The sequence below is a fragment of the Frigoribacterium sp. VKM Ac-1396 genome, assembly GCF_015350895.1.
In the GTDB taxonomy this organism is placed as follows: domain Bacteria; phylum Actinomycetota; class Actinomycetes; order Actinomycetales; family Microbacteriaceae; genus Frigoribacterium.
This window is the reverse complement of record NZ_JADKSD010000001.1, coordinates 1110856-1130639: the sequence shown is the minus strand read 5'-3', so window position 1 is coordinate 1130639 and position 19784 is coordinate 1110856. Positions and strand designations below refer to the sequence as shown.

At 71.5% G+C, this 19784-nt stretch carries 18 protein-coding genes and 1 tRNA gene; 12 read left to right on the top strand and 7 right to left on the bottom strand.

The genetic code is table 11. The features are described 5' to 3' along the window. Positions 1–15 precede the first annotated feature (15 nt). Both ITJ55_RS05180 and ITJ55_RS05175 read right to left on the bottom strand, forming a co-directional pair. Positions 16–723, bottom strand: coding sequence for a DUF305 domain-containing protein (locus ITJ55_RS05180; RefSeq protein WP_194594749.1), 708 nt, complete (start codon positions 721–723; stop codon positions 16–18). 26 nt (positions 724–749) lie between these two features. Next, entirely contained in the window at positions 750–1424 is a 675-nt protein-coding gene (locus ITJ55_RS05175) for a DUF3105 domain-containing protein (protein ID WP_370544021.1), read from the bottom strand. Positions 1425–1672: 248 nt separating this feature from the next. Between ITJ55_RS05175 and ITJ55_RS05170 the strand changes: the two genes are divergently transcribed. From ITJ55_RS05170 to ITJ55_RS05135, 8 genes are all read left to right on the top strand, one after another. Next, complete coding sequence (locus ITJ55_RS05170) at positions 1673–3037, top strand: cystathionine beta-synthase (protein WP_194594360.1); 1365 nt, start codon at positions 1673–1675, stop codon at positions 3035–3037. A gap of 97 nt (positions 3038–3134) precedes the next feature. Continuing rightward, on the top strand, positions 3135–4289 hold the full coding sequence (locus ITJ55_RS05165; RefSeq protein ID WP_194594359.1) for a cystathionine gamma-synthase: 1155 nt from the start codon (positions 3135–3137) through the stop codon (positions 4287–4289). A 128-nt stretch (positions 4290–4417) separates the two neighbouring features. Continuing rightward, positions 4418–5797 (top strand): MFS transporter, encoded by a 1380-nt coding sequence (locus tag ITJ55_RS05160; RefSeq protein WP_194594358.1) that lies wholly within the window; start codon positions 4418–4420, stop codon positions 5795–5797. An 88-nt stretch (positions 5798–5885) separates the two neighbouring features. Beyond that, positions 5886–6905: a LacI family DNA-binding transcriptional regulator gene (locus tag ITJ55_RS05155; RefSeq protein WP_370544020.1), complete on the top strand. Its 1020-nt coding sequence runs from the start codon at positions 5886–5888 to the stop codon at positions 6903–6905. A gap of 334 nt (positions 6906–7239) precedes the next feature. After that, positions 7240–8790, top strand: coding sequence for a multiple monosaccharide ABC transporter ATP-binding protein (mmsA, locus tag ITJ55_RS05150; RefSeq protein ID WP_194594357.1), 1551 nt, complete (start codon positions 7240–7242; stop codon positions 8788–8790). Next, entirely contained in the window at positions 8787–10154 is a 1368-nt protein-coding gene (gene mmsB, locus ITJ55_RS05145; protein ID WP_082486351.1) for a multiple monosaccharide ABC transporter permease, read from the top strand. The genes mmsA and mmsB overlap by 4 nt, the downstream gene beginning before the upstream one ends. A 111-nt stretch (positions 10155–10265) precedes the next feature. After that, entirely contained in the window at positions 10266–11363 is a 1098-nt protein-coding gene (locus ITJ55_RS05140; protein WP_056257736.1) for a sugar-binding protein, read from the top strand. Positions 11364–11470: 107 nt separating this feature from the next. Further along, a complete protein-coding gene (locus ITJ55_RS05135; RefSeq protein WP_370544019.1) occupies positions 11471–12028 on the top strand; it encodes an MOSC domain-containing protein in 558 nt (185 codons plus the stop codon). A gap of 30 nt (positions 12029–12058) precedes the next feature. Here the strand turns inward: ITJ55_RS05135 and ITJ55_RS05130 are convergent, their stop codons facing one another. Then, on the bottom strand, positions 12059–12625 hold the full coding sequence (locus ITJ55_RS05130; RefSeq protein WP_194594356.1) for a TetR/AcrR family transcriptional regulator: 567 nt from the start codon (positions 12623–12625) through the stop codon (positions 12059–12061). 324 nt (positions 12626–12949) lie between these two features. On the opposite strand from ITJ55_RS05130, the gene ITJ55_RS05125 reads away from it, so the two are divergent. From ITJ55_RS05125 to ITJ55_RS05115, 3 genes are all read left to right on the top strand, one after another. Then, positions 12950–14179, top strand: coding sequence for a multidrug effflux MFS transporter (locus tag ITJ55_RS05125; RefSeq protein WP_194594355.1), 1230 nt, complete (start codon positions 12950–12952; stop codon positions 14177–14179). Between the two features lie 83 nt (positions 14180–14262). After that, entirely contained in the window at positions 14263–14973 is a 711-nt protein-coding gene (locus ITJ55_RS05120; RefSeq protein WP_194594354.1) for a phosphatase PAP2 family protein, read from the top strand. Between the two features lie 146 nt (positions 14974–15119). Further along, on the top strand, positions 15120–17138 hold the full coding sequence (locus ITJ55_RS05115) for a helicase HerA-like domain-containing protein (RefSeq protein ID WP_194594353.1): 2019 nt from the start codon (positions 15120–15122) through the stop codon (positions 17136–17138). Between the two features lie 49 nt (positions 17139–17187). On the opposite strand, the gene ITJ55_RS05110 is transcribed toward ITJ55_RS05115, so the two are convergent. From ITJ55_RS05110 to ITJ55_RS05100, 3 genes are all read right to left on the bottom strand, one after another. Further along, positions 17188–17826, bottom strand: a complete 639-nt coding sequence (locus tag ITJ55_RS05110; protein WP_194594352.1) for a hypothetical protein — start codon at positions 17824–17826, stop codon at positions 17188–17190. A 158-nt stretch (positions 17827–17984) separates the two neighbouring features. Beyond that, the gene (locus ITJ55_RS05105) at positions 17985–18365 is read right to left on the bottom strand and encodes an RNA-binding S4 domain-containing protein (RefSeq protein ID WP_194594351.1); all 381 of its coding nucleotides are present in this window, start codon (positions 18363–18365) and stop codon (positions 17985–17987) included. A gap of 25 nt (positions 18366–18390) precedes the next feature. Continuing rightward, entirely contained in the window at positions 18391–18915 is a 525-nt protein-coding gene (locus tag ITJ55_RS05100; RefSeq protein ID WP_056257716.1) for a YbaK/EbsC family protein, read from the bottom strand. 119 nt (positions 18916–19034) lie between these two features. Here ITJ55_RS05100 and ITJ55_RS05095 point away from each other — a divergent pair. Next, a tRNA-Ser gene (locus tag ITJ55_RS05095) sits at positions 19035–19119 on the top strand. Between the two features lie 166 nt (positions 19120–19285). Here the strand turns inward: ITJ55_RS05095 and ITJ55_RS05090 are convergent. Then, positions 19286–19777 carry a GNAT family N-acetyltransferase gene (locus ITJ55_RS05090; protein WP_194594350.1) on the bottom strand — a complete coding sequence of 164 codons (492 nt, stop codon included), beginning with the start codon at positions 19775–19777 and terminating at the stop codon, positions 19286–19288. Positions 19778–19784: the final 7 nt, after the last annotated feature.

Below are 19784 nucleotides of genomic sequence, written 5' to 3'. Positions count from 1 at the left end.
GGCCGCCCGGCGCCCTCAGCCGCGCTCGGCGAGCATCGCCTGCATGGCGTCGACCTCGCTCTGCTGCGTCTGCACCATGCCCGAGGCGAAGGCCCGCACCTGCGGCACCTCGCTGCGGGCGAGGATCGCGTCGGCCATCTCGATGCCGCCCTCGTGGTGGGCGATCATCAGCGTCAAGAAGATCCGTTCGGCCTCGACGCCGCGCGCCGAGTCGAGCGAGGCGAGCTGCTCGTCGGTGGCCAGCCCCGGCATGCGGCCGCCGGGCTCGTGGGTGGCGACCGGCGTCGCCGAGCCGCTCGCGCCTCCTTCGCCCGACATGTGGTGGCTGCCGTAGTCGCCGTCGAGCGTCGGCCGGGTCATCCACGTCATGGTCGGCTCGGACGGCGCCTGGGGCACGCGCCACAGCTCGAGCCAGGCGTACATCTGCCCGGCCTGCTGCGACTGCGTCAGGGCCAGGTCGTACGCCAGCGAGCGGACGTCGGGGTCGTCGGTGCGGTCGCGGACCATCATGGCCATCTGCACGGCCTGCTCGTGGTGCACCTGCATGTCGCGTGAGAAGCCGGCCTCGACGCTGTCGGTGCCGGGCGTGACCGGGTTCGGCGAGCTGAGCCGACCGAGCGCGACGCCCACCAGCAGCACGATCGCGACCGTCAGGACGCCCGCGACGACCAGCCGCAGCCGACGAGCCGAGGAGGCGCGGGTCGGCGCCGCCTCGTCGGTCACGTCGCCGTCGTCACGGCCGGGCCCGCTCACGCGATCTTGCCGGTGCCGTCCACGCCGCCGGTGCAGGGGGCGCCGGGCTCGGGGGCGTTCGTGGACTTCCAGTACTTGGTGACGAAGTCCGAGACGGTGGCCTCGTCGTCGGTGACGTTCGAGAAGGGCAGCTGGGCGCCCCAGGCCGACACGTACATCGGCGAGTCGAGACCCTCATAGGGCGAGACCACCGCGTAGGTGTCGGGGGCGAAGTCGCGCAGCGCCTCGATCTCGGACTCGCTGACCTGCTCGGGGTCGTAGGTGAACCAGACCGCGCCGTGCTCGAGGTCGTGGACGGCGTTCTCGTTCGGCACCGGCTCGGTGTAGACGCCGCAGTTGAGCCAGATCTGGTTGTGGTCGCCACCGGCCGGCGGGGTCATCGCGTAGTCGACGCTGCCGCCCACGTGGTTCGCGGTGAGGTCGGCATACGTCTTCACGCCGTCCACCTCGATGGCCTGGGGGTCTTGACGGGGCTGCCCGCTCGTCACGACGAAGGTCACGACGAGCGCGATCACCGCCGCGCCGGCCACCGAGGCCGTGACGATGCCGATCGTGCGGTTGCGCTTCGCCCGGGCCTGCTGCCGTTTGAGCTCGGCGACCTTCTCTTGGCGTCGGGCGTCGCGCTGCTGCTTGACGGTGGGCTTGTCGGTCGGCTTGTCGCTGCTGGCCACGGGGGTCCTCTGGGTCGGGGAGGTGGTCGGGACGCACCCGATCGTAGATGCGTCATCCATTTTGTCTCACGACTGCCTGGGAGGCGCGTGCCAGTCGGGCGGGCGACGTCACGCAGCCGTCACACGGCACCACCCCCTCGGTAGACTCGGCCCACGGGCCCGCCAGGACGCACCGGCCGGCCCGGCCACCCGAGTCGTCGACCTGCGCCGCGCCCCACGAGGGCCGCGCGAGAACCGGAGCACCCCCCGTGAAGTACGCCGAGACCGTCCTCGACCTGATCGGCGACACCCCGCTGGTCAAGCTCAACAAGGTGACCGAGGGCATCACGGCGACGGTGCTCGTCAAGGTCGAGTACGTGAACCCGGGCGGGTCGTCGAAAGACCGCATCGCCACCCGCATCATCGACGCCGCCGAGCGTGACGGGCTGCTCGGCCCCGGCGGCACCATCGTCGAGCCCACGAGCGGCAACACGGGCGTCGGGCTGGCCCTGGTCGCGCAGCAGCGCGGCTACCGCTGCGTGTTCGTGCTGCCCGACAAGGTCGGCGACGACAAGCGCAACGTGCTGAAGGCCTACGGCGCCGAGATCGTCGTCACGCCGACCGCCGTCGAGCCCACCAGCCCCGAGTCGTACTACAGCGTCTCGGACCGCCTGGCGAGAGAGATCCCCGGGGCCTTCAAGCCGAACCAGTACGCGAACCCCAACGGCCCGCTCAGCCACTACGAGACGACCGGCCCCGAGATCTGGCGCGACACCGACGGTCGCATCACGCACTTCGTCGCGGGCGTCGGCACCGGCGGCACCATCAGCGGTACCGGCCGCTACCTCAAAGAGGTGTCCGGAGGCGCGGTGCAGGTCGTCGGCGCCGACCCCGAGGGCAGCGTCTACAGCGGTGGCACCGGCCGCCCCTACCTGCTCGAGGGGGTCGGCGAGGACTTCTGGCCGGCCGCCTACGACCCGTCGGTCGTCGACCGCATCATCGCCGCCGACGACGCCCGCTCGTTCGAGCTGACGCGTCGCCTCGCCCGCGAAGAGGGGCTGCTCGTCGGCGGCTCGTCGGGCCTCGCCGTCGCGGCGGCCCTCGACGTCGCCCGCGAGCTCGGCCCCGACGACGTGGTCGTCGCGCTGCTGCCCGACAGTGGGCGCGGCTACCTCGGCAAGATCTTCAACGACGCCTGGATGCGTTCGTACGGCTTCGGCGTCAGCCACGACGAGCGCTCGGTGCGCGACCTGATCGCGTCGAAGGACGGTCAGCTGCCCGACCTCGTGCACGCGCACCCGTCCGACACCGTCCACGACGTCATCGGCATCATGAAGACCTACGGGGTCTCGCAGATGCCCGTGCTCTCGGCCGAGCCCCCCGTCGTCATCGGCGAGGTCGTCGGCGCCATCGAAGAGAAGGCCTTGCTCGAGGCGATCTTCCGGGGCGGGGCCACGATGGGCGACGCCGTCTCGGCGTACCTCGGCGACCCGCTACCGCTGATCGGCGTCAACGAGCCCGTCTCGGCGGCCCGCACGGCCCTCGAGTCGGTCGACGCCCTGCTCGTCACCGACGACGGTCGGCCGGTCGGCGTCGTCACCCGCCAAGACGTGCTGGCGTTCCTGTCGTCGTGAGCCGACGGCCGGGGCGACCCGGCCTCGCCAGCCGGCCCGCGCCTCCTTCTCTTCCCCACCCGCACCGCAGCACCCGTCCCCCTCGAAAGGACACCCCATGACCCACGGTTTCTCGACCCGCGCGATCCACGCCGGCCAGGAGTTCGACCCCACGACCGGTGCTGTCGTGCCGCCCATCTACCAGTCGTCCACCTTCGTGCAGGACGGCATCGGCGGGTTCCGCGGCGGCTACGAGTACGCCCGCTCGGCGAACCCGACCCGCGACTCGCTGCAGACCCTGCTCGCCGACCTCGAGGGCGGCAGCGCGGCGTTCAGCTTCGCCTCGGGGCTGTCGGCCGAGGACGCCCTGCTGCGCTCGGTCCTGGCACCCGCTTCGCGCATCGTCATGGGCAACGACGTCTACGGCGGCACGCACCGCCTCGTCGACCGGGTCTGGGTGCCGTGGGGCGTCACGCTCGACACGGTCGAGATGAGCGACCTCGACGCCGTGCGCGCAGCCGTGCAGGCCGCACCGACCGCCGTGCTGTGGGTCGAGACGCCGAGCAACCCGCTGATGAAGATCAGCGACATCGCGGCGCTCGCCGAGATCGGTCACGCGGCCGGCGCGGTCGTCGTGGTCGACAACACCTTCGCCTCGCCTTACCTGCAGCAGCCGCTCTCGCTCGGGGCCGACGCGGTGGTGCACTCGACGACGAAGTACATCGGCGGGCACTCCGACGTCGTCGGCGGGGCGGTCGTCGTGGCCGACGACGAGCTCGCCTCGAAGGTCGGCTTCGTGCAGTTCGGCGTGGGTGCCGTGTCGGCGCCGATGGAGGCCTGGCTGACGGTCCGCGGCGTCAAGACCCTCGGCGTCCGGGTCGACCGCCACTCGTCGAACGCGCTCGCGATCGCCCGGGCACTCGAAGGGCACCCGGCCGTCGAGCGGGTCTACTACCCGGGGCTCGAGTCGCACCCGGGGCACGAGCTCGCCGCGCGGCAGATGCGTGCGTTCGGCGGCATGCTCTCGGTGCAGCTCGCCGCGGGTGCTGCGGCGGCCCGGCGCTTCGCCGAGTCGACCGAGATCTTCCAGCTGGCCGAGTCGCTTGGCGGCGTCGAGTCGCTGATCGGCTACCCGAGCGAGATGACCCACGCCTCGGTGCGCGGCACCGAGCTCGAGGTGCCCGACACGATCGTCCGGCTGTCGGTCGGCATCGAGGACGTCGACGACCTGCTCGGCGACGTCACCCAGGCGCTCTCGCGCCTCGACGCCTAGGCGTCGCGACCCGACGAGGAGGCGCGGTGCGGGGAGTCCCGCACCGCGCCTCCGTCGCTCTTAGCTTCCGAGCGTCGTGCGCGCCCGGGGAGGCGCGCGGCGTCGGTGGCTCGGCCTAGGCTCGACGCATGTCCGACGCCGCCGTGAGCACCCGCCCCGAGGGCGTGCTCGGCAGCCGGTACCGCCTGGCCACTCTGGGCATGTGCGCGCTGATCGGCATCGCCGCGTTCGAGTCGCTGGCGGTCACGACGATCATGCCGATCATCAGCCGCGAGCTCGACGGCGAGGCGCTCTACTCGCTCAGCTTCGCCGCCCCGCTCGCCTCGGGGCTCGTGGGCATGGTCGTCGCCGGCAACTGGGCCGACCGCAGCGGTCCCCGCGTCGTCGTCATCGCCTCGATGCTGATGTTCGCCGTCGGCCTGCTCGTGGTCGGCACCGCGCCCGACATGGTCGTGCTGCTGCTGGGCCGACTCGTGCAGGGCGTCGGCTCGGGTGCGGTCATCGTCGGGCTGTACGTCATGGTCGCCCGGCTCTACCCGCCGGGCCTGCACCCGTCGATCTTCGCCGGCTTCGCGGCCGCGTGGGTGGTGCCCGGGCTCGTCGGGCCGCTCGTCGCCGGGGTCGTCGCCGAGACGGTGGGCTGGCACTGGGTCTTCCTCGGGGCCCTCGCCCTCGCCGTTCCCGCCTTCTTCGCGATCCTGCCGAGCCTGCGTCGCGTCCCACCGCCCGAGGTGGCCCAGGGGGCGCAGCGCGTCCCCTGGAGCGTCGGGCGCATCCTCTGGTCGGTCGGGGCCGCGCTCGGCGTCCTCGCGCTCAACCTCGTCTCCGAGTTCCCCACCTGGCTCACCGTCGTCGTCATCGTGGTGGCGGTCGTCGTGCTCGCCGTGGCCCTCCGGCCCCTGTTGCCCCACGGCACGTTGCGGGCGGCCCCCGGGCTGCCGACGCTCGTGCTGCTGCGCGGGCTCGTCGGGGCGGCGTTCCTCGGCAGCGAGGTCTACATCCCCTACATGCTCTCGGCCGAATACGACTTCAGCGCCTCGGCGTCGGGCGTCACCCTGACGCTCGGCGCGCTGGGCTGGGCGTTCGCCAGCTGGGTGCAGGGTCGACTCGGCGACCGGGTGCGGCAGCGCACGGGCATCCGGGTGGGCATCGTCCTCGTGCTGCTCGGCGTCGTCGTCGCCGCCCTCACCCCGCTCTTCCACCTGCCCCCGGCCGCCTTGATCGCCACCTGGGCCGTCGCCGGGTTCGGCATGGGGTTCATGTACCCGCGCTTCTCGGTGCTCGTGCTGGCGCTGTCGCCCGAGGCCGAGCGCGGGTTCAACAGCTCGGCGCTCACCATCGCCGACTCGACCGGGTCCGCCGTCGCACTGGCCCTGACCGGGGCGGCGTTCGGGCTGCTGGGCGGGGCGTCGAACCCGATCGCGTTCGTCGCCTGCTTCGCCGTGGGCACCGGCGTCGCCGTGCTCGCCCTCGCGCTCAGCGGCCGGGCTGTGCCCCGAGGACGCTGACCGCGCCTCCTGCCGGATGAATGCATAATGGTCTCCGGACGACGATGTGTACGGTCACATCGCGCGGTCACAGAGCGACGGAGCGACGGTGAAGCCTGACATCGACAAGGTGCGTGCTCCCAACATCCGTGACGTGGCCGCCCTCGCCGGGGTGTCGTACCAGACCGTCTCGCGCGTCCTCAACGACAGCCCGAGCATCCGGCCGACGACCCGCCAGAAGGTGCTCGACGTCATCGACCAGATCGGCTACCGACCGAACCAGGCCGCCCGGGCGCTGGTCACGAGCCGGTCGAAGGCCATCGGCGTGCTCACCCTGCAGAACGTCCACTTCGGCCCGCAGACCATCGTCAACGCCATCGAGTTCGAGGCCCGCACCGCGGGTTACCGGCTCAGCATCGCGAGCACGACCACGGCGTCCGACGACGTCCGGGCGAGCCTGCAGCTACTCACGAACCAGGCGGTCGAGGCGATCATCGTCATCGCCCCGCAGCGCAAGTTCTTCGACGTCATCGACGAACTCGACCTCGACGTGCCGATCGTGGCCCTCGACTCGACGCAGCGGGCCCGCGCCCACAGCCTGTCGGTCGACCAGTTCGAGGGGGCCCGGCTCGCCACCCGGCACCTCATCGACCTCGGCCACCGGCACATCGTCCACGTCGCCGGCCCGCAGGACTGGATCGAGGCCGACGAACGCATGCAGGGCTTCCTGTTCGAGATGGGAGAGGCCGACCTGTCGATCGAGCCGCCCATCCTCGGCGACCTGACGGCCGACTTCGGCTACACGGCGGGTCAAGAGCTGTTGCGTCGACGTGACTTCACGGCGGTGTTCTCGGCGAACGACCTGATGGCCGTGGGGCTTCTGCACGCCTTTCGCGAGGCCGACGTCGACGTGCCGCGCGAGGTCAGCGTCGTCGGCTTCGACGACTCGCCGACCGCGCCGCACCTGTGGCCCCCGCTCACGACGGTGCGGCAGGACTTCGCGCTGATCGGTCGCCGGGCCGTCGAGCTGGTCGTGGCCGAGCTCGAGGGCGGCACGGTCGTCGACCGCACCCTGATCCCCCCGGAACTCGTCGTGCGCGGGTCGACCTCGCGCCCCTGGTTCCTCTGACCTGCCCGCGGGCACCCCGACGTCGGGGTGGTCAGGAGGCGCGGCGAGCGTCGCGCGGACCGGCTTCGATAACGGATCCGCAACGGCATTTGACACGACCCCCTCTCAGGATTAGCTTTGCTCCAGTCGCGGTGTGAACGGTCACATTCAGCGGGCCGGGCAACGAACGCCGGTTCCGCGCTCGGGCCCCGCACGGCGACGTCGAACAGCAGGATGCCCGCCGGAGCACGTCTCCGTCGGACGACGACGAGGTCGAAGGTCGAGGACGACGTGCCCAGTGCCGTGACGTCGAGCGCACAGCTCGCGAGCAGCCACATCCCCGGGGGTGCCCCGCATGGGCGTTGATTCTCCCGTCATCCTCGAGATGCGCTCCATCACCAAGGAGTTCCCGGGCGTCAAGGCGCTCGACGACGTGTCGATGCAGGTCCGCGCCGGTGAGGTGCACGCCATCTGCGGCGAGAACGGCGCCGGCAAGTCCACCCTGATGAAGGTGCTCTCGGGGGTCTACCCCTTCGGCACCTACACCGGCGACATCGTCTACCAGGGCGACGTGATGCGCTTCCGCGACATCCGCTCGAGCGAGTCGCAGGGCATCGTGATCATCCACCAAGAGCTGGCGCTCATCCCCGAGCTCTCGATCACCGAGAACATCTTCCTCGGCAACGAGCCGACCCGCTTCGGTGCCATCGACTGGCGAGCCGCCAAGACGAAGGCCATCGACCTGCTCGCCCGCGTGGGCCTCCGCGACGACCCCGACACCGCCATCAAGAACCTCGGCGTCGGCAAGCAGCAGCTGGTCGAGATCGCCAAGGCGCTGAACAAGAACGTCAAGCTGCTCATCCTCGACGAGCCCACCGCGGCCCTGAACGAGGCCGACTCGCAGCACCTGCTCGACCTGATCCGCGGGCTCAAAGGCCGCGGCATCTCGTCGATCATGATCAGCCACAAGCTCAACGAGATCGAGGCGATCGCCGACTCGATCACGATCATCCGCGACGGCCGCACGATCGAGACCCTCGACGTCAAGGCCGACGGCGTCAACGAGGATCGCATCATCCGCGGCATGGTCGGCCGCAACCTGGCCAGCCGGTTCCCCGACCGCACGCCGAAGATCGGCGAGGTCTTCTTCGAGGTCAAGGACTGGTGGGTGCGTCACCCGCAGACCGCCGAGCGGTTCGTCTGCAAGGGCTCGTCCATCACCGTCCGCAAGGGCGAGATCGTCGGCCTGGCCGGCCTGATGGGTGCCGGTCGCACCGAGCTCGCGATGAGCATCTTCGGCCGCTCGTACGGGCAGTTCGTCTCGGGTCAGATCGTCAAGGACGGCGAGACCATCGAGATCAAGAACGTCTCGGACGCGATCGACAACGGCCTCGCCTACGTGTCGGAAGACCGCAAGGTGCTCGGGCTCAACCTGCTCGACGACATCAAGCGCTCGACCGTCGCCGCCAAGCTGACCAAGATCTCGAAGGCGTCGGTGGTCAACACCTACGAAGAGCACTCGATCGCCGAGGAGTACCGCAAGAGCCTGCGGGTCAAGACCCCGACGGTCGACGAGGGCGTCGCCAAGCTGTCGGGCGGCAACCAGCAGAAGGTCGTCCTGGCGAAGTGGATGTTCACCGACCCCGACCTGCTCATCCTCGACGAACCGACCCGCGGCATCGACGTGGGCGCCAAGTTCGAGATCTACAACATCATCAACCAGCTCGCGGCACAGGGCAAAGGCGTGATCGTCATCTCGTCCGAGCTGCCCGAGCTGCTGGGGCTCTCCGATCGCATCTACACGATCTTCGAGGGCACCGTCACGAACGAGATCGAGGCCTCAGAGGCCGACGCCGAGACGCTCATGCGATCCATGACCTCGAAGAAGAAGGAGCAAGCCGCATGAGTGGCATCAAAGACCTGAAGAAGGTGTTCGGCGGCAACACGTCGAACGCGCGCCAGTTCGGCATGATCGCGACCCTCGTCGTGGCCATCCTGATCTTCCAGGTGCTGACCGACGGGCTCACCCTGCAGCCCACGAACCTGATCGCCCTGGTCAGCCAGTACTCGTACATCCTGATCCTCGCCATCGGCATGGTGATGGTCATCGTGGCCGGCCACATCGACCTCTCGGTCGGTTCGGTCGCCGCCTTCAGCGGCATCGTCGTCGCCAAGGCGATGGACAGCTGGGGCCTGCCCTGGGGTGCGGCCATCCTGCTCGGCCTGGTCGTCGGCGTGGTCATCGGCGCCTGGCAGGGCTTCTGGGTCGCCTACGTCGGCGTCCCCGCCTTCATCGTCACACTCGCCGGCATGCTGCTCTTCCGCGGTGCCAACCAGTTCGTGGGCAACGCCGACACCATCCCCGTGCCCGACGGCTTCACCGTGATCGGTGCCGGCTACCTGCCCGAGTTCGGGCCGAACACCGGCTACAACAATGCGACGCTGCTGCTCGGCCTCGTGATCATCGTCGCCGTGGTCTACAACGAGTTCCGCCTCCGTCGCATCCAGCAGAAGATGGGCTCCGAGCGGGCTCCGTTCTGGGTCAGCATCGTCAAGCTGGTCGTGCTCGTGGCCATCGTCGCGTACGCCGCCACGCTGTTCGCCGGCGGCCGGGTCGGCACGTCCTTCCCGATCTCGGGCATCATCCTCGGCGTACTCGTGCTGGTCTACGGCTTCGTGACGCAGAACACCATCTTCGGTCGCCACATCTACGCGGTCGGCGGCAACTCGCACGCCGCCGAGCTGTCGGGCGTCAAGGCCAAGCGCATCAACTTCTTCGTCATGATGAACATGTCGGTGCTCGCCGCCCTGGCCGGCATGATCTACGTGGCCCGCGCCGGTGCCTCCGGCCCGCAGGACGGCCTGAACTGGGAGCTCGACGCCATCGCCTCGGTCTTCATCGGTGGTGCGGCCGTCGCCGGCGGCATCGGCACGGTGACCGGTTCGATCGTCGGTGGTTTCGTCATCGCCGTCCTGAACAACGGCCTGCAGCTGATGGGCGTCGGCTCCGACAAGGTGCAGATGATCAAGGGCCTCGTGCTGCTGATCGCGGTCGCCGTCGACGTATACAACAAGAGCCAGGGTCGCCCCTCGATCACCGGGTTCCTCACCCGGGGCCTGCGCCGCGACAAGAACGGCATCGCCGCCTCCGACCTGACGCCCGGCAGCCAGAACGGCGTCGGCCGCGACGCCGAGACCACCGAGCCCGCCCTCACCCCGAACGGCGACATCTCGGACGTCCAGCGGCCCAAGGCCACCACGCCCAACTAGACCCACCACCCGGCGCGCCCGTCCATCGACGGGCGGACGCGCCTCCACCGGGAGTCCGCACCGCGGGCGACCACACGGCACCACCCCTCACAACGAGAAAGTAGACACAGCATGCGCAAACTCGCGCTGACGACCTTCGCGGTCGCCGCAGCAACGACGCTGATCCTGAGCGGCTGCTCGAACTCGGCCCGCACCGACGCGGGTTCGGGCGACGCGGCCTCGGGCTTCGAGTCCGGCTCGACGATCGGCGTGGCCCTGCCCGCCAAGACGAGCGAGAACTGGGTCCTCGCCGGTGACCTCTTCACCAGCGACCTGACCGACGCCGGCTTCAAGCCCGACGTGCAGTACGCAGCGGCCAGCGGCACCGTCGCCAACCAGCAGGACGAGATCCAGTCCATGGTCACCAAGGGCGCCAAGGTCATCATCATCGGCGCCGCCGACGGTGGCCAGCTCGGCACCCAGGTCAAGGCCGCCCACGACGCCGGCGCCGTGGTCATCGCCTACGACCGCCTGATCCTCAACACGGACGACGTCGACTACTACGTCGCGTACGACAACTACAAGGTCGGCGAGCTGCAGGGTCAGGCCCTGCTCGACGGCATGGCCGCCAAGAAGGCCGACGGCCCGTACAACATCGAGCTGTTCTCCGGCTCGTCCGACGACGCCAACTCGAAGGTCTTCTTCGACGGCGCGATGAGCGTCCTGCAGCCGAAGATCGACGACGGCACCCTCGTCGTCGCTTCGGGTCAGACCGACATCAAGCAGACGGCGACCGACGGCTGGAAGCCCGAGAACGCCCAGCGCCGCATGGACTCGCTGCTCACCAGCACCTACGGTGACAAGGAGCTCGACGGCGTCCTCAGCCCGAACGACACCCTCGCCCGCGCCATCATCACCTCGGTGAAGCAGGCCGGCAAGGACATCCCGGTCGTCACCGGTCAGGACTCCGAGGTCGAGTCGGTCAAGTCGATCATGGCCGGCGAGCAGTACTCCACCATCAACAAGGACACCCGCAACCTCGTGAAGCAGGCCGTCGCGATGGTCACCTCGCTGAGCAAGGGCGACAAGGCCGAGACGAACGACGACGAGTCGTACGACAACGGCAACAAGATCGTCCCCGCCTACCTGCTGCCGCCCCAGATCGTGACGAAGGAGAACGCCGCCGAGGCGTACGCCAACGACACGACCCTCGAGCCGCTCACCAAGTAAGCACCCCGCTGCCGCTCGGCAGCACCGGCACCGGCCGGGCACCCCACCAGGGGTGCCCGGCCGTCGTCGTCGCGGGCGTCGTCGCCATCGCCGGGTATCGTGCCTGCGTGGGCACCGACCGAGCAGCGCAGGAGGCGCGGGTCGCGTCCGCGACGCCCGTCACCGTCGAGCTGCTGCTCGCCTCGCCCCGCTCCCGCTACGTGGGCCGCCCCGCCGACGGCCCGGCCCCGGCTCCGGCCACGGGGCCAGAGCTCCACGACGCCGTCACCGTGCGCGCCCACCTCGGCATCGTGGGCGACCGCTACTTCAACGCTCCCGCGCACCGGGGCGCCTCGGTCACCCTGTTCGCCGCCGAGCAGCTCGAGCACGTGGCCCGCGAGCTCGGCCTGCCCGCGGGCACGGTGCTCGACGCGGCGCTGACCCGCCGCAACGTGGTCGTCCGCGGCGTCGACGTCGACGCGCTGGTCGGGCACGAGTTCGACCTCGACACGGGCGACGGGCCCGTGGCGTTCCGGGCGACCCGGGCGGCCAACCCGTGCGCCTGGATGGACGTCGTCTTCGGGGCCGGCGCCTTCCGCGCCCTGAGGGGCCGCGGGGGAGTGCGCTGCGAGCCCCTCACCGACGGGGTGCTGCGGGTGGGGCCGGGACTGCTGCGCGCCTCCTAGGCGACCCGCCGACCGGCGGTCGGCTGTGGGTCAGCCCCACCAGGGGGGCAGCATGAGGTTCATCGTGTCGAGCAGGGCACGGCGGCTCGTGCGCTTGCCGCCGAGCCAGGCCTCGACCGCACCGACGAGCCCGTGCGCGAGGTGCCCCGCGGCGATGTGAACCGCCAGCCCCTCGGGCAGGCTGCCCTCGGGCAGGGTGTCGAGGTGCTGGACGCTGGACTCCTCGAAGTGGCGGGCCAGCGCTTGGTGGATCGAGGCGTCGAGGGGGTCGGGCAGGGCGAGGCGGTAGATCTCGCGGTACCGGACCACGTGGTCGACGACCTTCTCGATCGACCGCCGCGTGGCCTCGGGGCCGTCGGCCCGGCCCTCGAGGCGCAGGGCGTGGTCCTCGGCCCGGATGGCGTCGAGTTCGGGGGTGAGCACCGAGGTGAGCAGGCTGCCCGGTGAGGTCGCGTGGCTGTAGAACGTGGCGCGGTTGATGCCCGCGGCCCGGGTCACGTCGGCCACCGAGATGCTCGACACGGCCCGCGTCGAGGCGAGCTCGACGACGGCGGCGTGCAGTGCCTTCGTGGTCTGGACGATGCGCGCGTCGACCATGGACGTTCCTCCTCGGGGCCCGGGACGGGACGGTCGCGTCCGAGGCCAGGTCGAGCCTAGACCGGGGCGGGGCACCGACACGTCACGGCGCGGAGGGACTGTCGGCGGGACTCGCGCGCGGGATAGGCTGGGACGCGACGGGTGTCGTGCACCGACGCCGTCCCCCTCCCTCCTCCATCCCCTCGAACCACGCGGTGGTCGTGCGCGTCGGCGCGATCGCATCGATTCGACCCGTGAGCCGGTCGGCTCGTCGTGGCCGCGCCCCGTGGCGTCCGCCGGCCCTCGACCACCCCACCGTGACCCCCACCAGACAGGACCTGCCTCGTGACCACCGTCGTCCACCCGGGTGACTCCCTGACCCGCCGCCAGCGGCTCGTCTACGTCGTCGTGCTCGGCGCGCTCACCGCGCTGGGGCCGTTCACGATCGACCTCTACCTGCCGGCGTTCCCCGAGCTCAGCCGCGACTTCTCGGTCGACAGCGGGGTCATCCAGCTCACGTTGACCGCGACCACCATCGGCTTCGGGGTCGGGCAGCTGCTCGTCGGGCCGTGGAGCGACAAGGTCGGTCGGCGGACGCCCCTCATCGTGGCGACGGCCGTCCACATCCTCGCCAGCATCGGTGCGGCCAGCGCGCCGACCATCGAGCTGCTCGCGGTGTTCCGCGTGCTGCAGGGCATGGGCGCGGCCGCCGGTGGCGTCGTCGCCATGGCGACCGTGCGCGACCTGTTCGGCGGCCTGCCGCTCGTGCGCATGCTCTCCCGCCTCGCCCTGGTCAACGGGCTCGCCCCGATCGTGGCACCCGTCATCGGGTCGCAGCTGCTCGCCTTCACCAGCTGGCGCGGCATCTTCGTCTTCCTAGTGGCGTACGGCGCGTTCGTGATCATCGCCGCGATCTTCTTGATCGTCGAGACCCTGCCGCCGGCGCGACGGGCGGAGGCCGGGCACAGCACCCTGCGACAGCGCTACAAGGTGCTCTTCAGCGACCGCATCTTCGTCGGCGTCGCGCTGATCGGCGCCATGGTCTTCTCGGGCCTGTTCTCGTACCTGTCGGCCTCGTCGTTCCTGTTCCAAGAGGTCTACGGCCTGAACGCGCAGCAGTACGGCTACCTGTTCGCGATCAACTCGCTCGGCATCGTCGCGGGCGTGCAGATCAGCTCACGGCTGGCCCGTCGCGTGGGGCCGCAGTGGATCCTCGCCTGCTCGACCGTCGTGCTGCTGCTCTCGGCCGCGTCGATCGTCGTGCTCGACTCGCTCGGCGCCGGACTCGTGGGCATCCTCGTGCCGCTGTGGTTCTTCATCGCGGCCTGTGGCTTCTCGTTCCCGCAGGTGCAGGTGCTCGGGCTCGCCAACCACGGCAAGGAGGCCGGGACGGCGGCGTCGCTGCTCGGCGCGCTGAACTTCGGCCTGGCGGGCCTCATCTCGCCGGTGGTCGGGTTCTTGGGCATCGGGTCGGCCGTGCCGATGGGCAGCGTGATGATCGCCACCTCGTGCGTGGCCATCGCGAGCCTGTGGCTGCTGGTGCGCCCGCGGACGGTGCCGGCGCTCGGTCGCTGACCCGCGCCTCCTCGGGCGACCCGGGCGGCCGCCGCGGTGTGACCGCGCGGTCGCCGGCCCGCGCCTCCCGGTACCGTCTGGGGATGCGCACCGACCCGCTCGCCCCCAAGCCCGCGTCCCCGACCGAAGAGCGGGTGGCGCGCCGCGTCCAGCGGCGGTGGTGGGTGTTCAGCGCCCTCGGGGCGATCGGGGTCGTGCTGCTGCTCGGCGTCGTCATCACGGCGCGCGCGGGCGTGATCGGGGTCGACGAGCGCTTCATGGGCGAGTTGGTCGAGCACCGCAGCCCGTTCTGGGACGTCCCGTCGTTGATCTTCAACTCGATCGGCGCCGGGGTGGTCGGGGTCTTCGTGGTGCCGCTGGGCGTCGCCGCGGTCTTCCTGCTGCGGCGTCGCCCCTGGGCCGCGCTGTACTGGATCGCTGCGTGCGCGGTCAGCGCGGGCGTCGTGCAGGTCGTCAAGCACACCTTCGGCCGGGCCCGCCCCGCGGACATCCTCGTGGTGAGCGACTACGGGTCGTTCCCGTCGGGCCACACCGCCAACGCCGCGACCCTGGCCGTCGTGCTCGGGGTGATCTTGCGGCGCGTCTGGGTGTGGGTCGCGGGCGTGGTCTACACGCTGCTCATGCTGCTGAGTCGCACCTACCTCGGCGCGCACTGGCTCACCGACACCATCGGGGGCCTGCTGATCGGCGCCGGTGTGGCCGTCGTGCTGTGGGCACCGGTGGCGCACTGGCTGCTCGCCGAGCAGGAGCGCGTCCGCGGCCGCGGCTGGATCTGGCAGGGCCGCAGCGCCTGACCGTCACGGCGGACTCGGGCACGGCGTCGTCTGCCGGGGGTCGACGCGCCATCGGCGGGCGTGTTCGTGGCACACGGGCGGACGCGACGGCCCGGGGGCGACGAACTCGCCCGGACCGCGACGGCGGGGGTGCCTAGGCTGGCGGCATGACGGACGCGCTCGAGCAGGCCAGGGCGGAGGCCGCCGCCGCGGTCGCCGCCGCCGAGAAGGCGAAGCAGGACGCGGAGGCGGCACTCGCGCGAGCCGAGCAACTCGCGGACGAGGCGGCTGCGTCCGCCGCTGCTGCCCCCGAGGCCGCGGCCCCCGCTGCTGCCCCCGCCGCCCCCGACCCCGAGCAGGCGGCCGCCGAGGCGGACGTCGCCGATGCCGCGGCCGACGCGGGGCTCACCGAACCCGAACCCGTCGCGGGCAGCCCGGTCGAGGGGCTGCCGACGCCGGCCGGCGGGCCACTCGACGAGTCGGCCGTCGACGTCGTCCGGGCGGGCTACGGCTTCGACGGCCCGGCGCTCGAGATCGGTGCGCTGGTGAACGGCGAGGCCCGGGCGGACGTCCCCGTGCGCATCCCGTTGTCGATGCTCAACCGGCACGGGCTCGTGGCCGGGGCCACCGGCACGGGCAAGACGAAGACCCTGCAGGTGCTGGCCGAGCAGCTCTCGGCCGCCGGGGTGCCGGTGTTCGCGGCCGACGTCAAGGGCGACCTCTCGGGCATCGCGACGCCGGGCGAGGCGAACGACAAGCTGCTCGCGCGGACGCGGGGCATCGGGCAGGACTGGTCGCCGCAGGCGGCCCCGACCGAGTACTTCGCCCTGGGCGGCAAGGGCACCGGCGTGCCCGTCCGGGCCACGGTCAGCGGGTTCGGCTCCCTGCTGCTCAGCAAGGTGCTCGGCCTCAACGACACGCAGGAGAGCAGCCTCGGCCTGGTGTTCCACTACGCCGAGCAGGCCGGGCTGCCGCTGCTCGACCTGGCCGACCTGCGGGCCGTGTTGTCGTGGCTGACGAGCGACGAGGGCAAGGGAGAGCTCGAGGGCCTCGGCGGGTTGAGCAAGCAGACCGTGGGGGTCATCCTGCGCGAGCTGATCACCTTCGCCGACCGGGGCGCCGGCGCCTTCTTCGGCGAGCCCGAGATCGACACCGCCGAGTTCCTCCGCACGGCCGAGGACGGTCGCGGCATCGTCAGCCTGCTCGAGGTGCCGGGCGTCCACGACCAGCCGGCACTGTTCTCGACCTTCTTGATGTGGCTGCTCGCCGACCTCTACAACGACCTGCCCGAGGTGGGCGACCTCGACAAGCCGAAGCTCGTCTTCTTCTTCGACGAGGCGCACCTGCTCTTCAAGGACGCGTCGAAGGAGTTCCTGGCGCAGATCACCCAGACCGTGCGCCTCATCCGGTCGAAGGGCGTCGGCATCGTCTTCGTCACCCAGACCCCGAAGGACGTCCCCGGCGAGGTGCTCGCCCAGCTCGGCTCGCGCGTGCAGCACCAGCTGCGAGCCTTCACCCCCGACGACGCGAAGGCCCTGCGGGCCACGGTGTCGACGTACCCGACGAGCGACTACGACCTCGCCGAGGTGCTCACGACGTTGGCCACCGGGGAGGCGGTGGTGACGGTCATGAACGAGAAGGGCGCTCCCAGCCCGGTCGCCTGGACGCGCCTCCGGGCCCCCCGCGGATCGATGTCGCCGACCCCTGCCGACGTCATGACGGCCGCCGTCGCGGCCTCGCCGCTGATCGCGGCGTACGGCGCGGCGATCGACCGCGACTCGGCCCGCGAGATGCTCGCGCGAAAGCTCGAGGCCGCGGCGCTCGACGACCGCGAGCGGACGGACGCGGCGGCCCGGCAGGCGACCATCGAGGCCCAGCTGAAGGAGGCGGCGGCACGCGAGAAGGCGGACGCCAAGGCGGCGACCACCGCCGAGCGGGAGCGGAAGGCCGCCCAGGCCGAGTACGAACGTCAGCAGAAGGAAATCGAGCGTGCCGAGCGAGCGGCCGCGAAGGCACGCGCCGGGCGGGGCGGGACGACCCGCGCCTCCTCGGGTTCGCGTTCGTCCGGGTCCCGTTCGTCGGGGTCGTCCGGGGGGCTGCTCGGCGAGGTGCTCGGGTCGAGCGCGGGCAAGGCCGTCGTCCGCGAGGTCGTCAAGGGGATCTTCGGCACGCTGCGCCGACGCTAGGCGGCGCCCCGGGGCGCCGACGTCCCGGCGCCACGGTGCGTGGGCTGCCTCAGACGCTGCTGCCGAAGACCTGGAAGAGCAGGGCGAGCGTCCCGGTCGCCAGGGCGAAGAGGGCGCCCGCGATCGTGACGCCGATCCACGGTCGGCTCTCGTACCAGTAGGGGCTGTCGGGGTAGGCCGCGAAGAACTCGCGGCGGGTCAGCGGGCGGGGCACGACGGTGGTCGGCATCCCGAGGGCCTCGACGACGGCCTCGACCGACGCCTCGGACCAGTAGGTGCCGCGCATGCGGAACAGTCGTCGCCCTTCGTCGTCGAGGGCGAGCAGCTGGGTGACCGTCTCGGTCGAGTGGTCTCGGTAGGTGCGGACGAGCACGAGCGTGTCGACGTCGTCGCGACGCAGGCGGACGAAGCCGGGCAGCCAACCGCGCTTGACGAACTCGGTGCGGGTGACGGCGGCGTACGAGAGGCGGTAGCGCCAGTACATCAACAGCCCCATCACCACGACGCCGACCGCCACCGCGAGCACGCCGTTCTGGTGCCCCGTCGGCAGGGTCAGCCAGAGCACGGCGACGAGGACGGGGGAGAGGCTGAAGACGCCGGTCAGGGTCGCGCCCCGGGCGAGCTCGCGCCGGGGTCGCACCGTGACGTTGCCCCGCTCGGTCGGCGTCGCCGCGTCGGTCGTGCTCATGTCGTCCCCCAGAGGTGGGCGTCACCCCGGGTCCCCCGACCCGGGGCTGCTGCTGTCGGGGCAGCGCCGCCTGTTCAGCGTAGACGATGCGTACGCACAGAAACCGGCTCGATCCACCCCAGTGCGGGGAGCCCACGATCGGGGGAGTCGAGTGAGTGTCAGTTCTCGGCGCGGTCGCGGAGCCGCTCGATCTCGCGCCGGTCGCGCTTCGTCGGGCGCCCGGCCCCGCGGTCGCGGACGGGCACGGCGGCGACCTCTTCGCGCGGGGGCGGCGGGGGAGTCAGGTCGGTCAGCGCCTCGGCCGCGGCGGGAGCGCCCACGCGCTTCACCAGGCAGGTCTTCACGACGACGATGCGCTCGAAGCCCGCGATGCGGGCCCGCACCTCGTCGCCGGGGCGGACGGCCTGGGCCGCCTTCACGCGGTCTCCGTTCACCCGGACGTGACCGGCGCGGCAGGCGGCGTTCGCGGCCGACCGGGTCTTGTAGAGCCGGACGGCCCAGAGCCAGGCGTCGACGCGGGCGGACGAGAGGGGTGGCATGCGTCGATGCTACGGGTGGCCCGGCTCAGAGGTCGTCGTCGGCGACGCGCACCGGGGTGCCGCCCGTCACCCGGACGAGCTCGTCGAAGCTGCTCGCGAACACGGTGTTCGCCGTGCCGGCGCTCGCCCAGACGACGTCGTGCGCGGCCAGGGCGGTGTCGACGAGCGTCCGCACCGGGGCGGGGTGCCCGAGCGGCGCCACGCCGCCGATCACCTGTCCGGTTGCGCGCTTCACCTGGTCGGCGTTCGCCCGCATGATCGGGCCGAGACCGAGCGTCGAGCCCACGAGGTCGGTGTCGACCCGGTGGGCGCCGCTCGTGAGCACCAACAGGGCCTCGTCGCCGGTGCGGAACACGAGGCTGCTGGCGATGGCGCCCACCTCGCAGCCGAGGGCGGCGGCGGCCTGCGCGGCCGTGTGGGTCGACTCGTCGAACGCGCGGACCTCGCCCTCGGCGCCGGCGGCGCGCAGGGCCGAGACGACGGTGCGGGCGCGCGGCGGGAGGGCGGCGGCGTCGAGGTGCTCCGAGGAGGGGCGGTGCGCGTCGGTCATGCCCCGACCGTAGCCATGAGGGAGCCTCATGAGCCGGACCGACACGGGGCGTCCGCCAGGCGCCGCGGAGTCCGGTACGCTGGTCTCGGTCGTGCGCCGGTCCGCCGTGTGCCCGCCCTGGAGGATTCGCCTAGTGGCCTATGGCGCACGCTTGGAAAGCGTGTTGGGTGCAAGCCCTCAGGGGTTCGAATCCCCTATCCTCCGCGACAGAATGGCCCTTCCCTACGGGAGGGCCATTCGTCGCTCTGTGCTGGTTTGGCGCCCTCCGGGCGCTGCGGCTTCGCCGCGGACGGCTGCTCTGGCGCCCTCCGGGCGCTGCGGCTTGGCCGCGGACGGGTAGGCGTGGGCCTCGCGGGATGGGTGCTCGGGGTCAGGCGAGGGGGCGGGTCATGTAGCGGAGGTCGAGCCACTCGCCGAACTTCGTGCCGACCTCGCGCAGCACGCCGGCGTCCTCGAAGCCGAGCGACGCGTGCAGGCGCACCGACGCCTCGTTGCCCGCCTCGATCAGCGCCACCATGACGTGCAGCTCGTCGCGCGTGGCCCGCTCGACCAGCTCGGTCAGCAACCCCCGGCCGATGCCCTCGCCCTGGTGGCCCGGCCGGACGTAGACCGAGTTCTCGCAGGTGTGCCGGTAGCCGTCCTTGGCGTGGAACGGGCCGTAGCTGCCGTAGCCGACCACCACGTCGCCGTCCACCGCGACGATCGCGCCGCGCCGCGCCTCCTGGTGTGTCGTCAGCCACTCGCGACGGCCCTCGAGGGTCGGCGTGGCGTCGGTCCAGATGGCCTTCGAGTGCGCGACGGCGTCGGCGTGGATCTCGAGGACGCCGGGCAGGTCGGCCTCGGTCGCGGTGCGGATCAGCATGCCGACA

Excerpts from the sequence above, each read along its gene's own strand:
- ITJ55_RS05160 (WP_194594358.1), top strand. The coding sequence starts at position 4,418 with ATGTCCGACGCCGCCGTGAGCACCCGCCCCGAGGGCGTGCTCGGCAGC.
- ITJ55_RS05100 (WP_056257716.1), bottom strand. The coding sequence starts at position 18,915 with ATGACCGACGCGCACCGCCCCTCCTCGGAGCACCTCGACGCCGCCGCC.
- ITJ55_RS05140 (WP_056257736.1), top strand. The coding sequence starts at position 10,266 with ATGCGCAAACTCGCGCTGACGACCTTCGCGGTCGCCGCAGCAACGACG.
- ITJ55_RS05110 (WP_194594352.1), bottom strand. The coding sequence starts at position 17,826 with ATGAGCACGACCGACGCGGCGACGCCGACCGAGCGGGGCAACGTCACG.
- ITJ55_RS05115 (WP_194594353.1), top strand. The coding sequence starts at position 15,120 with ATGACGGACGCGCTCGAGCAGGCCAGGGCGGAGGCCGCCGCCGCGGTC.
- mmsB (WP_082486351.1), top strand. The coding sequence starts at position 8,787 with ATGAGTGGCATCAAAGACCTGAAGAAGGTGTTCGGCGGCAACACGTCG.
- ITJ55_RS05120 (WP_194594354.1), top strand. The coding sequence starts at position 14,263 with ATGCGCACCGACCCGCTCGCCCCCAAGCCCGCGTCCCCGACCGAAGAG.
- ITJ55_RS05090 (WP_194594350.1), bottom strand. The coding sequence starts at position 19,777 with ATGCTGATCCGCACCGCGACCGAGGCCGACCTGCCCGGCGTCCTCGAG.
- mmsA (WP_194594357.1), top strand. The coding sequence starts at position 7,240 with ATGGGCGTTGATTCTCCCGTCATCCTCGAGATGCGCTCCATCACCAAG.
- ITJ55_RS05105 (WP_194594351.1), bottom strand. The coding sequence starts at position 18,365 with ATGCCACCCCTCTCGTCCGCCCGCGTCGACGCCTGGCTCTGGGCCGTC.
- ITJ55_RS05130 (WP_194594356.1), bottom strand. The coding sequence starts at position 12,625 with ATGGTCGACGCGCGCATCGTCCAGACCACGAAGGCACTGCACGCCGCC.
- ITJ55_RS05165 (WP_194594359.1), top strand. The coding sequence starts at position 3,135 with ATGACCCACGGTTTCTCGACCCGCGCGATCCACGCCGGCCAGGAGTTC.